Origin of the sequence: Myxococcus vastator, from assembly GCF_010894475.1 — a bacterium.
GTDB lineage: Bacteria > Myxococcota > Myxococcia > Myxococcales > Myxococcaceae > Myxococcus > Myxococcus vastator.
The window spans coordinates 1-15554 of sequence record NZ_JAAIYB010000180.1; the positions used below are offsets into that span (position 1 = coordinate 1).

General features: G+C 72.4%; 13 protein-coding genes. 9 read left to right on the plus strand and 4 right to left on the minus strand.

What is annotated here, in order from left to right; genetic code table 11:
• The coding region (locus G4D87_RS18905) for an aldehyde dehydrogenase family protein (RefSeq protein ID WP_163783458.1) at nt 1–1059 on the minus strand (1059 nt) is incomplete at its 3' end.
• Nucleotides 1060–1201: 142 nt separating this feature from the next.
• Here G4D87_RS18905 and G4D87_RS18910 point away from each other — a divergent pair.
• The 6 genes from G4D87_RS18910 to G4D87_RS18935 all read left to right on the plus strand — a co-directional run bounded on the left by G4D87_RS18910 (nt 1202) and on the right by G4D87_RS18935 (nt 9389).
• Nucleotides 1202–1441 (plus strand): hypothetical protein, encoded by a 240-nt coding sequence (locus G4D87_RS18910; RefSeq protein ID WP_163783459.1) that lies wholly within the window; start codon nt 1202–1204, stop codon nt 1439–1441.
• 81 nt (nt 1442–1522) lie between these two features.
• Nucleotides 1523–2227, plus strand: coding sequence for a phosphatase PAP2 family protein (locus tag G4D87_RS18915; protein ID WP_163783460.1), 705 nt, complete (start codon nt 1523–1525; stop codon nt 2225–2227).
• A 183-nt stretch (nt 2228–2410) separates the two neighbouring features.
• Nucleotides 2411–4171, plus strand: a complete 1761-nt coding sequence (locus G4D87_RS18920) for a histone deacetylase family protein (RefSeq protein WP_163783461.1) — start codon at nt 2411–2413, stop codon at nt 4169–4171.
• Nucleotides 4172–4183: 12 nt separating this feature from the next.
• On the plus strand, nt 4184–4843 hold the full coding sequence (locus G4D87_RS18925; protein ID WP_163783462.1) for an acyltransferase: 660 nt from the start codon (nt 4184–4186) through the stop codon (nt 4841–4843).
• Nucleotides 4844–5005: 162 nt separating this feature from the next.
• Nucleotides 5006–7177, plus strand: a complete 2172-nt coding sequence (locus G4D87_RS18930; protein ID WP_163783463.1) for an ATP-binding protein — start codon at nt 5006–5008, stop codon at nt 7175–7177.
• Between the two features lie 145 nt (nt 7178–7322).
• The gene (locus G4D87_RS18935) at nt 7323–9389 is read left to right on the plus strand and encodes a neutral/alkaline ceramidase (RefSeq protein ID WP_163783464.1); all 2067 of its coding nucleotides are present in this window, start codon (nt 7323–7325) and stop codon (nt 9387–9389) included.
• 13 nt (nt 9390–9402) lie between these two features.
• On the opposite strand, the gene G4D87_RS18940 is transcribed toward G4D87_RS18935, so the two are convergent.
• Entirely contained in the window at nt 9403–10812 is a 1410-nt protein-coding gene (locus G4D87_RS18940; RefSeq protein WP_163783465.1) for a serine/threonine-protein kinase, read from the minus strand.
• Between the two features lie 132 nt (nt 10813–10944).
• The gene (locus tag G4D87_RS18945) at nt 10945–11997 is read right to left on the minus strand and encodes a DNA ligase (protein WP_163783466.1); all 1053 of its coding nucleotides are present in this window, start codon (nt 11995–11997) and stop codon (nt 10945–10947) included.
• A gap of 170 nt (nt 11998–12167) precedes the next feature.
• Between G4D87_RS18945 and G4D87_RS18950 the strand changes: the two genes are divergently transcribed.
• The 3 genes from G4D87_RS18950 (at nt 12168) to G4D87_RS18960 (ending at nt 15129) form a co-directional block, all read left to right on the plus strand.
• Nucleotides 12168–12656, plus strand: coding sequence for a gluconokinase (locus G4D87_RS18950; protein ID WP_163783467.1), 489 nt, complete (start codon nt 12168–12170; stop codon nt 12654–12656).
• Nucleotides 12657–12772: 116 nt separating this feature from the next.
• Entirely contained in the window at nt 12773–13414 is a 642-nt protein-coding gene (locus tag G4D87_RS18955; protein WP_163783468.1) for a carbonic anhydrase, read from the plus strand.
• 14 nt (nt 13415–13428) lie between these two features.
• Nucleotides 13429–15129, plus strand: a complete 1701-nt coding sequence (locus G4D87_RS18960) for a dihydroxyacetone kinase family protein (RefSeq protein ID WP_163783469.1) — start codon at nt 13429–13431, stop codon at nt 15127–15129.
• 24 nt (nt 15130–15153) lie between these two features.
• Here G4D87_RS18960 and G4D87_RS18965 read toward each other — a convergent pair.
• Nucleotides 15154–15554, minus strand: a 401-nt coding sequence (locus tag G4D87_RS18965) for a CBS domain-containing protein (protein ID WP_240358399.1), incomplete at its 5' end; no start/stop codon positions are given.

Genomic DNA, 15554 nt, shown 5'->3' on the forward strand with positions numbered 1-15554 from the left:
GGCCTGGGGCGGCGGCTCGGCCAGGACGGTGGCCGGGTAGAAGTTCCCCGGACCCTCTAGGGGCGCGCCGCCCAGAAGCAGCCTCGCGCCGGCCTTCACGCTGGCTTCCACCTGGGCGTGAAGCCCGTCGCGGATGCTCCGCGTGGCCAGGGGACCCAGGTCCGTCTTCGCGTCCATGGGGTCGCCCACGGTGACGCGCTTCATGCGCTCCACGAAGCGGCGCTCGAACTCGGGGTAGATGGCGTCGGCGACGATGAAGCGCTTGGCGGCGATGCAGGACTGGCCGTTGTTGATGAGCCGCGCCGACACGGCCGTCTCCACCGCCTGCTCCAGGTCCGCGCTGGGCATGACGATGAACGGATCGCTGCCACCCAGCTCCAGCACCACCTTCTTGATGGCCTTGCCCGCGGCGGCGCCCACGGCCCGGCCCGCGCCCTCGCTGCCGGTCAGCGTCACCGCGCGCACGCGGCGGTCCTCGATGACGCGGTTGACGTCGGCTGACTCGATGAGCAGCGCCTGGAAGGCGCCGCGCGGGAACCCCGCCTGAAGAAACAGCGCCTCCAGGGCCAGCGCGCACTGGGGCACGTTGTGGGCGTGCTTGAGCAGGCCCACGTTCCCCGCCATCAGCGCGGGCGCGGCGAAGCGGACCACCTGCCAGAAGGGGAAGTTCCACGGCATGATGGCCAGCACGGGCCCCAGGGGCTGGTAGCGCACGAAGGCGCGGCCGGTGCCCATGTCGACGAGCCTGTCGCGCAGGAGCGATTCGCCCTTGTCCACGTAGTAGCGGCAGGCCGTGGCGCACTTCTTCGCCTCGGCCTTGGCGGCCTCGAAGGGCTTGCCCATCTCCTGCGTCATGATGCGGCCGTAGCGGTCGGCCTCGGCCTCCAGCAGGTCGGCCGCGCGCCGCAGCCAGGTGACACGGTCGGCGAAGGTCGTCTCACGGTAGGCGCGGAACGTGTCGGCGGCCGTCTGCAGCTTCGCCTCCAGCTCCTCGGCGGAGAGGGGCGTGAAGGTGCGCAGCGTCTTGCCGGTCGCCGGGTCGATGGTGGAAATGGCCATGGGAGTGCCTCCTTGGGGCCCATTGATAGCAGCCAGGCGCGGGGAGACCGTGCCGCTCGTGGCCTGAGCGTCCGGCCGTTCACTCCAGGGCTTTCATCGCCCCGGCCCCTCCTTTATATGGGGGGCAGGACTGGAGACTGCCATGGCCGACATCATCCGCGAGCGCCGCTTCAACTTCCTCATCGCTGGGGTGCTGTCCCTCGTCATTCCGGGGCTGGGGCAGCTCTACAAGGGCCAGTTCCTGCGCGCCGCCCTGTGGTTCCTGATGGTGGGGGCCGGCTACTGGTTCTTCGTCATTCCAGGCATCGTCCTGCACTGCTTCTGCATCCTCGGCGCGGCCTTCGGCAGCGCGGGCAGCGACCGCATCCGTCTGCCCGGATAGCCGACGTTCCGCGCGGGAGACGTCCCGTCGGACGCCAGAGTGCATACAGTCACCGTCATGTGGCGGAGGCTCTGGCAATGGATGTCGGGATGGGACGTGGCGGTGACGCGGCTGCTGGGGCTGCTCTTGCTGCTGCTGGTCTGCTGTCTGGGTTTCATCGCCCTGTCGGACGAGGTGGCCGAGGGCGAGACGCAGCAGCTCGATGAACGCATGCTGTTGGCGCTGCGCGACCCCGAGGACCCGGCGCGGCCTTGGGGGCCCTGGTGGCTGCGGCGCACGGCGGAGGACGTGACGGCGCTGGGCGGCATCCCCGTGCTGACGCTCGCCACCGTGGCGGTGTGCGGCTTCCTCCTGCTGGTGCGGCGCTACCGGACGCTGCTGCTCGTGCTGGGCGCGACGCTGGGCGGCGCGGGCCTCAATGTCCTGCTGAAACAGCTCTTCGCCCGGCCTCGGCCGTCCGTGGTGCCGCACCTCACGGAGGTGGTCAGCCAGAGCTTCCCCAGTGGCCACGCCATGCTGTCGGCCACGGTGTATCTCACGCTCGGCGCGCTGCTGGCCCAGCTCGCCGAGCGCAAGCGGCTCAAGCTCTATGTCCTCACCGTGGCGCTGCTGCTGCCGTTCCTCGTGGGCCTGACGCGTGTCTACCTGGGCGTGCACTACCCCACGGACGTGCTGGGCGGCTGGGTGGCCGGGCTGGCGTGGGCGCTGCTCATGGCGGTCTGCGCGCGGACGCTCCGCCGACGGAGCCCCGCGCTGCGTGCGGAGGGCCGGCGCCCCATGGAGTGAAGCGCGGCGAGCGGTGCGCCTTGCTCGAAGGCCCCGCCCCACCCGCCAGGCCTCTGGCGGCCCGCGTCATGCCCGTCTGCGTCCACGGCGCCGTTCACTGCGCGAAGCTCCACGGTGCCGGAGTGCCTGGGCCTCCCGTTGGACCCTGGTCCCCGCCCTGGCGGCCGTGAGAGACATGGGCCCATGAGCCCGTGGGACTGGCTGTCGCGATGGGGTTGGGGCGGCGCGCCGGTGCCCGCCTTCTACGACGAGTCCTACCGGCTGCCCCTCACCGGCATCGAGTCCTCCGTGGGCATCGAGCCGCGCGGCGTGGACTTCACCACCTGGTATCTCCTGGAGGCCCGCGCGCTGCGCTCGCAGGACGTGCACCACCCGCGGCCGGTGAGCCTGGCCGAGCTGTCGCGCGTGCATGACGCCGCCTACCTGGAGTCGCTGGGCCAGCCGGAGACGCTGGCGCGCATCTTCGCCACCGACCCCGCCGACGTGCCGGTGGACGCGCTGCTGTCCAACCTGCGGCGGGTGTGTGGCGGCACGCTGGGCGCGGCGCGGCTCGCGGTGGCGCGCAAGGGCCCGGTGGTGAACATGGCGGGCGGCTTCCACCACGCCGGCCCGGCGCGCGGCGGCGGCTTCTGCGCGGTGAACGACATCGCGATAGCGCTCGCCGCCCTCCACGCGGACGGCTTCGACGGACAGGCCGTGGTGTTGGATTTGGATGCCCACCCACCGGATGGCACGGCGGAGTGTCTGGCGGGCCAGCAGCGGGCCTGGATTGGCTCGCTGTCCGGCAGCGACTGGGGCGCGCTGTCGCCCGAGGTGGACGAGACGCGCGTCCCGGAGGACACGGACGACAGGACCTATCTGGCCCTGCTCGACGACCTCCTGGAGCGCATGCCCCGGCCGGACGTGGCCTTCGTCATCGCGGGCAGCGACGTGCTCGCGGGAGACCGCTTTGGCCGCGTGGGCCTGTCCCTCAAAGGCGCCCGCCGGAGAGACAGCGCCCTGGCGCGCGCGCTGCGTGGCATCCCCAGCGTCTGGCTGCCGGGCGGGGGCTATCACCGCGACGCGTGGAAGGTGTTCGCGGGCACCGTGCTCGTCCTGGCGGGGCAGGGCCGCCGCCGCATCAAGGCGCGCTATGACCCGCTGAGCGCGCGCTATCAGCGCATCGCCCGCTCCCTGACGCGCGAGGGCGCGACGCCATGGGACGAGCCCATCACCCAGGAGGACCTGGAGGGCTCCCTCGGCCTGGGCGGCGGCCAGCGCCAGCCGCGCATCCTCGGCTACTACACGGCGCAGGCGCTCGAGTACGCCTTCTTCCGCTACGGCCTCCTCTCCTACGTGGAGCGGCTCGGCTACAGCCGGCTGCGCGTGGAGGTGGGCTCGGTGGGAGAGGGAGACCGGATGGAGGTGCACGGCTGCGCGGCGGGCCAGGAGCACCTGCTGGTGGACTGCGTCGTGGAGCGCCGCGTGCTGGCGGGGGAGCCCTTCCTCTTCGTCAACTGGCTCAGCCTGCGTCACCCGCGCGCGCGCTTCAGCGAGGGGCGCGCGCGGCTCCCCGGTCAGGACGTGCCAGGCCTGGGACTGGCGCGCGAGTCGACGGAGATGCTGCTCGTGATGGCCCGGCGCCTCGTCCTGGCGGGCGTGGCCTTCCGGCCCATGTGGTTCCACCTGGCGGCGCTGGCGCGCGCGCGCTTCCGCTTCCTGGACCCGGCGCGGCAGGGGCGCTTCGAGGCGCTGCTGCGCGACCTGGGGCAGCTGCCCATGCTGGAGGCCTCCCAGGCGGTGGTGGACGGCCACGTCCTGCTCAACGGTCAGCCCTACGCGTGGGAGGCGAGCGACATGGTGTCGCGCCTGGAGCCCGGGGCCGGAGACGTGGAGGCCATTGCCCTGGAGCGCGAGCGCTGCCGCTTCACCTGGGAACCCACCCGGCGCGCCACCGGAGCATGATAGGGAAGGGGCGTGGACCTGGACGCGCTTCGCCGTGAGCAGCACAAGCGCCGGCTCTCCTGGATGCCGTGGCTCTACTTCGTCCTCAAGCCCCGCCACCGTGGATGGGCGGAGGCCTGGCAGCGCGAGGTGCAGGCGCTGCTGCGCGAGTTGGAGACGGTGGACATCGCGGAGGGGTGCTTCATCGCCCCGGAGGCGCGCATCTTCGCCGAGCCCGGGCGCACCGTGTCCATTGGCCCCGGGTGCGGCATCGCCGCGGAGGTCTTCCTTCATGGCCCCGTGACGCTCGGGCCCCGGGTGAGCATCAACGCCCGGGCGAGCCTGGACGGCGGCGCCGCGGGCATCCGCATCGGCGAGGGCACCCGCATCGCCACCGGGGCCACCCTCTACGCCTTCGACCACGGCCTCGCCCCGGACCGACCCGTGCGCGAGCAGCCCGTCACCTCGCGAGGGCTCGTCATTGGCGCGGACGTGTGGGTGGGCGCCAACGCCGGCATCACCGACGGCGTCACCGTGGGGGACCACGCCGTGGTGGCCATGGGCGCCGTCGTCACCCGGGACGTGCCGGAGTGGGCCATTGTCGCGGGCGTGCCGGCCCGCGTCGTGGGGGACCGGCGGCAGCGGCCCCGCTCAGGTGCTCCGGGCGGATGGGAGCCCGAAGACGGAGCGTGAACTTCTCCTGCCTTCATTGACTTCCAGTTATTGAGACCCGATATGCTTCGGGTCGACGTCGCCACGGGAGGGGAACCGCAGGGTCTGGATTCGCTCCCGGCAGCCGTAGGTGCTGTCTGGGCCTCCGGCCCCTCTCCGATGAGGCGCTAGGGAGGCCAGCACGTGGCAGACGAGCAACGGGACGCGGCCGTCATTGACGCTCCCGGTGAGGCTTCAGGGACAGCACCCGCCGACGTGGCGTGTGACTTGCTCCCTCCCATGAAGGCGCGGGCGGCGCACGCCGGGAGCCAGGTGGAGTCCGAGCGCTTCCAGCACCTGTCCGAGCTGCTGCACGAGGTGGTGTTCCAGCTCGACGCCCAGGGGCGGCTCACGGTGCTGGGCGGCGCCTGGGAGCGCCTCACCGGGACGCCGGTGGCCGCGTGGCGGGGCCGCGCGCTGCTGGACGCCATCCCCCCGGAGGACCGCGAGCGCGCCCAGGCGCTGCTGGCGTACGCGCCCGGCTCCCCCGTTTCGCGCCAGGAGCTGCGCGTGGACGCCGGCGGCGGCCAGGGGGTCCGCTGGGTGGAGCTGTCCGCCCGGGCCCTGGCCACCGTCCCAGGCGAGGTCATCGGGACGCTCCTGGACGTGACGTCGCGGCGCACCGCCGAGGAGGCCGTCACCACCCGCGAGCGCTACCTGGACGCCATGGTGCAGGTGCAGCGGCGGATGATGGGGCACGAGCTGCCGGACGACCTGTACGGCGCCGTCGTCGAGCCGCTGGGCCACGTCTCCGCCGCCAGCCGCGTCTACGTCTTCGAGATGCACTTCTCCGAGGACGGCGCGCTGCTGGCGTCGCAGCGCGCGGAGTGGTGCGCGCCGGGGATTCCTCCCAACCTGGAGGACCCCAACATGCACGGCCTGCCCTTCAGCGAGGCCCTGCGGCCCCACCAGTCCGAACAGCTGCTGCGCGGCGAGCCGGTGCAGGGCCAGCCATGCGACTTCACGGAACTGCTGGCGCCCATGCTGGAGGCGCAGGGCGTCCGCTCCGTGCTGCTGCTGCCCATGCATGTCCACGGGCAGCTCTTCGGCGTCATCGGCTTCGACAACTGCCGCGAACCCCAGTCCTGGGGCCCCATGGAGGTGAACCTGCTGTCGGGCGCGGCGGGCGCGCTGTCCCTGGCGCTGGAGCAGCGCACGGCCAACGCGCTGCGCATGCGCACGGAGACGACGCTGCGGCGCACCGAGGCCGGCGTCCACCTGCTCATCGAGGCCTTCCCGGACCCGGTGCTGGTGCACGTGGGCGACGGCGTGCTGCTCTCCGTCAACCCGGCGCTGGTGCAGTACCTGGGCTTCCGCGACGCCTCGGAGCTGGTGGGCCGCCACATGCTGGACCTGGTCCGTCCCGAGGACCGGGGGGCCGCGCAGCTCCACCTGAGTCAGGCGCTGGAGGGCAAGAGCGCGGCGCGCGTGGTGGAGATGCCGCTGGTGCGCAGCGACGGCGAGGTGGTGGTGGCGGACCTGGTGACGCTGGCCGTGGTGCTGGACGGCTCGCCCGCGCGCATCACCGTGGCGCGCGACTTCACCGAGCGCAAGCGCACCCAGGCGCAGCTGATGCTGACCGACCGCATGGCCTCCATGGGCCTGCTCGCCGCCGGCATCGCCCACGAGCTGAACAACCCCCTGGCCTACGTGCTGTCCAACCTGGACTACCTGCACAGCGCCGTGGGCGGCGTGCGCCCCCGGATGCTCTCTCCGGAGGAGTTGGTGGAGCTGCGGCAGGTGCTCGACGACGCCCGCGAGGGCGCCGAGCGCATGCGCCAGATTGTCCGCCAGCTGCGCGTCTTCTCCCGCGTGGAGGACGGCAAGGAAGAGTCGGTGGACGTCCACGCGGTGCTCGAATCCGTGTCGCAGATGGCCGCCAGCGTGGTGCGCGCCCGCGCCCGGCTGGTGAAGGACTACGGCGAGGTGCCGCTCGTGCGGGGCAACGAGGGCAAGCTGTTCCAGGTGTTCCTCAACCTCCTCATCAACGCCGCGCACGCCATCGAAGAGGGCAACTCGGAGACGAACGAAATCCGCCTCACCACCCGCTCGGAGGTGGGCGGCCGGGTGCTGGTGGTGGTGAGCGACACGGGCCAGGGCATCCCCCCGGAGCACCTGCGCCGCATCTTCGACCCCTTCTTCACCACCAAGTCCTCCGGCCTGGGCACCGGCCTGGGCCTGTCCATCTGCGACACGATTGTGACGGCGCTGGGCGGCCACATCTCCGTGGAGTCGTCGGTGGGCGCGGGCACCACCTTCCGCGTGGCGCTCAGCGCCGCGCCGTCCAAGGCCCCGGCGAACCGGCCGGGCGCGTGAGCGCTGGAGGCGCCGGCGTCACCTCCGGCCCTCGCGCGGACTGTGGCCCGCTCGACGGCTCGTTCTTCCGGTACTGCGCGTCCGCCCTGGAGCGTTATCCCCTTCCACGCCGGGGGGATGTCCCCTGGCGCCCTGGAGGCAGGCCATGCGCACCTACTTCGTCCGGCACCTGCTGGCGCTCTTGCTCGTGCTCGCGTCGGGCGCCCAGGCGGCCCACCAGCCCTGGCGGACCTCTCCGCACCCCGAGTCCTCCGCGTCCGGCCTGACGGGCGCGTGCGAGGACGCACGGGACTTCCTGCTGGGCACGGGCAGCGCCGACATCACCGGCCCCGCCGCCGAGGTGGGGATGATGGGCTACGGCATGGTGGAGCAGCAGACCACCGGCATCCACCAGCGGCTGCGCTCGCGCGCGTTCGTCATCGCCTCGCCCTGCAACGGCAAGCGGGTGGCCTTCGTCAGCGCGGACCTGGGCATGGTGTTCCAGGCGGTGAAGCAACAGGTCGTGGAGCGGCTGCGCGCGCGTTATGGCGACCTGTACACCGATGACAACGTGCTGCTGAGCGCCACCCACACCCACTCCGGGCCGGGGGGCTATTCGCACTACACCTTCTACAACCTCACCACGCTGGGCTTCTCGCCGCGGAACTTCGAGGCCATCGTCTCCGGCATCGTCGCCTCCATCGTCCAGGCGAATGAGCGGCTCGCCGGGGGCACGCTGCGCGTGTCCTCGGGGGAGTTGCTCGGGGCCAGCCGCAACCGCTCTCCCAACGCCTACCTGCTCAACCCGGCCGACGAGCGCGCCCGCTACGCACACGACGTGGACACGCGGATGACGCTGCTGCGCCTCACCCGCGCGGATGGCACCGACGTGGGGCTCATCAACTGGTTCGCCGTGCACGCCACGTCCATGGGCAATGGCAACACGCTCATCAGCGGCGACAACAAGGGCCTGGCCTCGTACCTCGCCGAGCAGGCGCACGGGGACGGAGACAGTGACGCCTTCGTCGCCGCCTTCGCCAACGCCAACGAGGGTGACGTGACGCCCAACATCCTGGGCGGCACCCACGGCGGCGGCGCCGATGACTTCGAGGACACGGACCTCTCCGGCCGCAAGCAGTACGACTTCGCCGCGAAGCTGTGGGCACAGGCGAAGACGCCGCTCACGGGCGGCGTGGACTACCGGCACGTCTACGTGCAGATGGACGCGGTGGACGTGGCGCCATCCTTCGCGGACGGCGCGCCGCGAGCCACCTGCCCGGCCGCCATCGGCCTGTCCATGCTGGCGGGAGCGGAGGACGGGCCGGGCGTCGGCGTGGAGGGCGTCACCTGCGCTGGCGGCCAGGATGCCTGGGGACAGTTCAGCTGCTCGCTCGCCACCACGCCGTGCCAGGCGGAGAAGCCCATCGTCCTGGAGACGGGCGGCATGCGGCCCTTCCCGTGGACGCCGGAGGTGCTGCCCCTGCAGTTGGTCACCCTCGGCAACCTGGCGCTGGTGGCGGTGCCCTTCGAATTGACGACCATGGCGGGACGCCGCCTGCGCGACACCGTGGAGACGGCGCTGGCGCCCACGGGGGTGACGGACGTCGTCATCGCGGGCCTGTCCAATGCCTACTCGGGCTACGTGGCCACCCGCGAGGAGTACGCGCGCCAGGACTATGAAGGCGCCTCCACGCACTTTGGCCCGTGGACGCTGGCGGCCCTCCAGCAGCACTTCCACCTGCTGGCCACCTCGCTGCGGGACGGCGCCGGTGTGCCGCCCGGGCCCACGCCCAGGGACTTGCGCCAGGAGCAGCTCAGCCTGCAGCCCGGCGTGGTGTTCGACGACAAGCTCCTGTGGGTGGATTTCGGCGAGGTCGTCACCGACGCACAGCCCGCGTACTCGCTCGGCGACACGGCGCGCGCCACCTTCTGGGGGGGGCACCCCAAGAATGACCTGCGCCTGGCGGGCACCTTCCTGCGCGTGCAGCGGCGCCAGCCGGACGGCACCTGGGCGGACGTGGCCACCGACGCGGACCCGGCCACGCGCTACCAATGGAAGCGCGAGAACTGCGTGCCCACGCTGGCGTGCTCCCACGTCACCGTGACGTGGCGCATCCCCGACGACACGGCGCCGGGCACCTACCGGCTCGTCCACGAAGGCCACTGGAAGTCGGGCTGGGACGGCAACGTTCGGCCCTACGCCGGGGCCTCGCGGACCTTCACGGTGAAGTGACGTCTGGCCCGCGTCAGAGCACCACCTCCGCGCGCATCAACGTGGACGCGGGCGTGGTCAGCCGGTGGGGCTGCACGCGGCGGATGAGCTCGCACAGCCGGGCGGACGGGTTGATGAACTGCACGCCCACGCCCGTGGACAACATGCCCCACGTCTGGGCCTGGGCGGCGTCCACGTGCCGCACCACCTCGCCCGCGCACTCCACCAGCTCGCCGGCCAGCAGCAGGGTGAACTCCAGCCGGTTGAACAGGCGCGGGAAGGGGTCCGCGCAGCACATGAAGAGCCCGCCCCGGCTCAGCTCCGTGCACAGCACCTCCACGTCGCCCGTGCCGGAGCGGCGCCGCACCCGCGCCACCCACGTCAGCGGTGGGGTGAGCATGTTGGGCTCCGTCGCCGGGCCTTCGGAGTCCAGCCACGCCAGGGACGGCACCGGCGTGTGGCTGCGCGGCGGCGGCGTCTGGGGTGACAGGGCGTCCGCCAGCGGCTGGGCGGCGGCCAGCAGCAGGGCATCCTTGAACTCCAGCGCGGTGGCGTAGCGGTCCTCGCAGCGGCGCGACAGCGCGCGCAGCAGCACCTCCGACAGCGCGGGCGGCACGCCGGGCACCAGCAGGTGCGGCGGCGGCGCGCCCACCGGCCCCGTGCCCAGCGCCAGCTCCACCATCTGCCCCCGCTCGAAGGGGAGCTGCCCCGTGGACAGGTAATAGGCCGTCACCGCCAGCGCGTAGATGTCCGCGCGTCCGTCCACCGGCTGCCCCGCGGACTGCTCGGGCGCCATGTACGCTGGCGTGCCCAGGACGATGCCCGCCGCCGTCTCGTCCTCGCCCGGGTGGGGCCGGCGCGCCTTGGCCACGCCGAAGTCCAGCACGCGCAGCGTCGGCGGCTCCCCCGCGTGCCGCACCACGAAGAGGTTGTCCGGCTTCAAGTCCCGGTGCACCACGCCGCACCGGTGCGCCGCGTCCAGCGCGTCACACGCCTGCGCCAGCAGCGACACCAGCGCCGCGGGCACCATGGGCCGCGGCAGGTGCGACATGGGCACGCCCTCCAGGTACTCCATGACGAAGTAGTGGAGGCCGCCGGGCGCCTCGTTGATGTCGAAGATGTGGACGATGTTCGGGTGGCCCACCACGTTGACGGTGCGCGCCTCCGCGTAGAAGCGCGCGCGCAGGCTCTCGTCCCGGCCCAGGTGGGGGTGCAGCACCTTCACCGCCACCCGCGCGCCAATGCGCGTCTGCTCGCCCAGGTAGACGGTGCCCATCCCTCCGGCGCCCAGCCGGCGGACCAGCCGGTAACTCCCCAACGTCTGGCCCGTGAGGTCCACGGGAGGGGCCTCCGCGTCGCCCGTGGACAGGTACACCTGCGTCCAGGGCTCGCCGCCACACGCCACCTCGTAGGGATGCTCGGTCAGACAGAGCTCGCAGTGCATGGTTCCCTGAAGCAGACACCAGGGTGGCGCCCGGGCGCGCATCACCCCGGGCACGCACCGTCTGTCAGGTGGCAATGCGGCGCCGCTCCGTCGACCAGCGGACCGGTGACTCCTGCCGTGGGACGGCTGGCCTCAGCGCGCGGCGAAGGGGGCGGCGTCGACGCGCACACCCACGTACGACGGGAAGCGTGGCACGCCGTCGTTGGACAGCTCCTGGTAGCGGAAGGTGATGATGGCTCCCACGGGTGGCGGCGATGCGCGCTCCGCGTCCGACAGGCCCGTGCCCACGCTGAAGCGCGTGCCGTTTCGCAGCTCCACCTCCAGCGCGCCCAGGCGGCCCTTGTGGCGGCCCGCGCCGGCCACGTGTCCCACCACGCGCGCCTCGTCGTCCTTGAAGCTCTTGACCTTGAGCAGCGTGTGGGAGCGGCCCGCCTCGTAGCGTGAGCCGGGCTGGCGCAGCATGAGCCCCTCTCCACCCAGCGCCTCCACGCGCGCCAGCTCCGCGCGCAGGTGCGGCGTGCCGTCACAGCGCGCATGGGCGTGCCACTGCGCATGCGGGGGCTTCGCCTCCTCCATCCATTGCCGGCAGCGCTCCAGCCGCGCCTCGAAGGCGCCCACCACGCCGGGCGCGTCGAAGGCGACGAAGGCCAGCTCCTTCCAGTCGTCGCTCCGGTCCTGACGGCGGACGATGCTCACCGTGCGCTGGAAGCGCTTGCGCCCGCCGAACAGCTCACCGTCGAGCGGGAAGTCCGGCAGCCCCGCGGTGAACCACTCCGGCGCGAGGAACGCGTTGCCCAGCCGCGACCAGAACTGCTTCCCGTCCCAGTACGCGCGCACGCCGTCCAGCTTCTCGCTCATCCACCAGCCGGTGAGGTCCACGTCGTTCTCCCACGACTGGGCCAGCAGCAGGGGCGGGGCCTTGGCGTCGTCGCCGGCCGCCGTGCTCCTCGCCGGGCGCGCGGGGACCGCGGGAGCGCCGGACGCGTCACCGCCGATGCGCGCGTCCTCCGCGTCGTCTCCGCGCACGCGGCGCAGGTGCTTGCAGGTGCGCCGCTCGATACCCACCGACTGGTTGCGCCAGGCGGGACACGAGCACGAATACACACCGCCGGTATTCTTGAGGATGTAGGGCTTGGAACCCGAGCCCTGAACCGAGACCTGCTCCCCGTCCGCGATGTCCGCCATGACCGACCCTCCGCGCCGCGTCCTGGGCGGCGATGAGATGAAGCATACCCCCCGGGTCCGACGTTCCGGGACGTGATGCGGTGGGCATTCCGCCTCGGAAGGGGTGGCGCGAGGCCGCCGGGCGCCCCACGATGTGCCAGAGGGCCCCGGAGCCAGGAGGAGTCGCGTCAATGGTCGTCATCATCATGGGGGTGTCCGGAGCGGGGAAGACGACGGTGGGCCGCACCCTGGCAGCCGAGCTGGGCTGGCGCTTCGTCGACGCGGATGACCTGCACCCGCGCTCCAACGTGATGAAGATGGCCGCGGGCGCGCCGCTGACGGACGAGGACCGCGCCCCCTGGCTGCGCAAGCTGCGCGATGAAGTGGCGCGGGCGCTGGCGCGGGGCGAGGACGTGGTGATGGCGTTCTCCGGCCTCAAGCAGGCCTACCGCACGCTGCTGGAGGAGCTGGACCCCGCGCACGTGAGGTGGGTGTTCCTGCACGCGCCGCATGAGGTGCTCGCCCGCCGGATGTCGCAGCGCCAGGGGCACTTCATGCCCGCGTCCCTGCTGGAGAGTCAGATGGCGACCATGGAGCTGCCCTCGCGCGCGCTCAGCGTGGACGTGACGCCGCCGCCAGCGGACATCGTGAAGCACATCCGCGACGCGCTCGGTGTCTGACAGCCGAACTCCCGTGTCGCAGCGGTGGGACGGCCCGCCCCCTGGCCGCCTGGCTGGTGTATAGCGCTCCGCTGGGTTGCCACCTTTCCCTTCACCCGCCCGCGAGGACTCGCGCCATGCCCACCATTCCGACGCCACCCATGTCCGCCCAGGACGCCCTCGCGCAGCTTCGGGAGGGCAACCAGCGGTTCGTCATGAACGTGCGCAGCGTGGAGAACCCGCTCGGCCGCTCCGCCCGGCAGGCGCTGGTGGCGGGGCAGAGTCCCTTCGCCATCATCCTCTCGTGCTCCGATTCGCGCGCGCCGTCGGAGTACATCTTCGACCAGGGGCTGGGTGACCTGTTCGTCATCCGCGTGGCGGGCAACGTCGTCGCGCCGTCGCTGGTGGGCAGCGTGGAGTTCGCGGCGGCGGAGTTCGGCACGCGGCTGGCGGTGGTGATGGGCCATTCACACTGCGGCGCCATCAAGGCCACGTTGGACTCCGTGCGCAACGGCACGGGCTCGGCGTCCGACAACATCCGCGACATCGTGGAGCGCTGCCGCGAGCCGGTGACGACGGTGGTGAGCGCCGCCGGGCCGAAGGCGGACCCGGAGTTCCTGCTGAAGGAGTCCGTCCGCGCCAACGTCCGCAACTCCTGCGACCATCTCCGCCATGGCAGCCGCCTGCTGGAGCGGCTGTGCCGGGAGGAAGGCATGCGCATCGTCGGCGCCGAGTACTCGCTGGAGACGGGCGTGGTCGACTTCTTCGACGGCGCCTGAGAGAGGACACGCTCATGAAGAAGCTGGTCAACGCCCCTCGCGCGGTGGTGCGGGAGCTGCTGGAGGGCCTGGTCTCGCTCGCCCCCGGACAGGTGCTGCTGGAAGGGGAGTCGGTGGTGCTCCGCGCCGACACGCCGTCCGACGTCCACGCGCGCAAGGTGGCCGTCCTCTCCGGCGGTGGCAGTGGCCATGAGCCGGCGCACGCGGGCTATGTGGGCGCGGGCATGCTGGACGCGGCGGTGGCGGGTGACGTCTTCACCTCGCCGAGCACCGATGCCGTGCTGGCCGCCATCCGCGCCGTCGCGGGGCCCGCGGGCGCGCTGCTCGTCGTGAAGAACTACACCGGGGACCGGCTCAACTTCGGGCTCGCCGCCGAGCTGGCGCGCGCCGAGGGCATCCCCGTGGAGCTGGTGGTGGTCGCGGACGACGTGTCCCTGCACGACACGGTGGAGCCCGCGCGGCGCCGGGGCATCGCTGGCACGGTGCTGGTCCACAAGGTCGCGGGCGCGGCGGCGGCCTCGGGCGCGTCGCTGCGGGACGTCCTCCGCGAGGCCACCGCGGCGGCGGAGGCGCTGGGCACCATGGGCGTGGCCCTGGGGCCCTGCACCGTGCCCGCGGCGGGCAAGCCGGGCTTCACGCTGGAAGAGGACGAAATCGAGCTGGGCCTGGGCATCCACGGCGAGCAAGGCGTGCGGCGCGTGCCGATGCGGACGGCGGACAGCCTGGTGGACACGCTGCTCACCACCATCGTCGAGGACCGGCGCATCGGCTCGGGAGACAGGGTGGTGCTGCTCGTCAACGGACTGGGCGGCACGCCGCCCATGGAGCTGGCCATCGTCGCCCGGCACGCGCTGGCCGTGCTGCGCCAGGGCGGCATCCGCGTGGAGCGCGCGTGGAGCGGGACGTTCCTCTCCGCGCTGGAGATGCCCGGCTGCTCGTTGACGCTGCTGAAGGTGGACGACGCGCGGCTGGCCCGCCTGGATGCGGCGGCGGATGCGCCCGCGTGGCCCGGCGCGGGACGGCTGCCGGAGGCGCCGGGGGTGTACCGGCCTTCAGTTGCCGCGACGTCGGCGGCACTCCCGGCGGAGGCGCCACTGCCAGGGATGGACCGCTTCCGGAAGGCAGTGCTGCAGGTGGCGGATGCGTTCGAGCTGTCCGAGCCTCGGCTGACAGCGCTCGACAGCGCCGCGGGCGATGGTGACCTGGGGCTCAGTCTGGTGCGTGGCGCCGAGGCGATTCGCGCGCTGCCGGAGGACGCGTGGACCCGTCCCGGGCGCGCGCTGACGGCGCTTGGCAACGCGTTCCGGCGCAGCATCGGCGGCAGCTCGGGGCCCTTCTATGCGACGGCGCTGCTGCGCGCCGCGCGGCGGCTGGCGGAGGGGCCCGCGGATGCCTCCGCGTGGGCCGAGGCCTTCGACCTGGCTGTCAGCGCCGTGTCGGAGCTGGGCGGTGCGCGGCCGGGAGATCGCACCATGCTCGATGCGCTGCGGCCCGCCGCGGATGCGTTCGCGAAGGCGGTGCGCGGCGGGCAGGGGGCTCGCGAGGCCTGGGCCTCGGCCGTGCAGGCGGCCGAGGCGGGAGCGGAGGCGACGTCCCGGATGCAGCCGCGCCTGGGCCGCGCCAGCTACCTGGGCACGCGCGCCGTCGGTGTGCCGGACGCGGGCGCCGCCGCCGTGGTGGTGTGGATGAAGGCGCTCACGCCTGTCATCGGCTGAGCGCCTTCATCCGTACCTCCGCGCCTACTGCACCCAGCGTTTGCTGGTCTGGTACACGTCCACCAGCGGGGAGACCAGGGTGATGCGCGGCCCCCAACGGGTGGCGTCCTCCAGGTCCTCATCCCGCAGGGATTTCAGTGAAAGAATTTCCGACATACAGGCCAGGGGCGCGTGCTCCCAGACCCGGGTGAGGTCGTCGGCCGTCACGTCGCCGATGAGCTCACCGTGCACGTCGTCCACCACCGGCAGCCGGTTCAAGCCATACCGCTGCATCAGTGACAGTGCCCTCACCACCGTGTCCTTCGGGAAGAGGGTCACTGCCTTCGACACCGTGTCCTTGCGCTCCACATCCAGTTCCGTCATCGCCGACCTCGCCACCCTGTTGTTGCCCTGCGAGTCACGGTAGCAAGACGGTTGCCAACAAC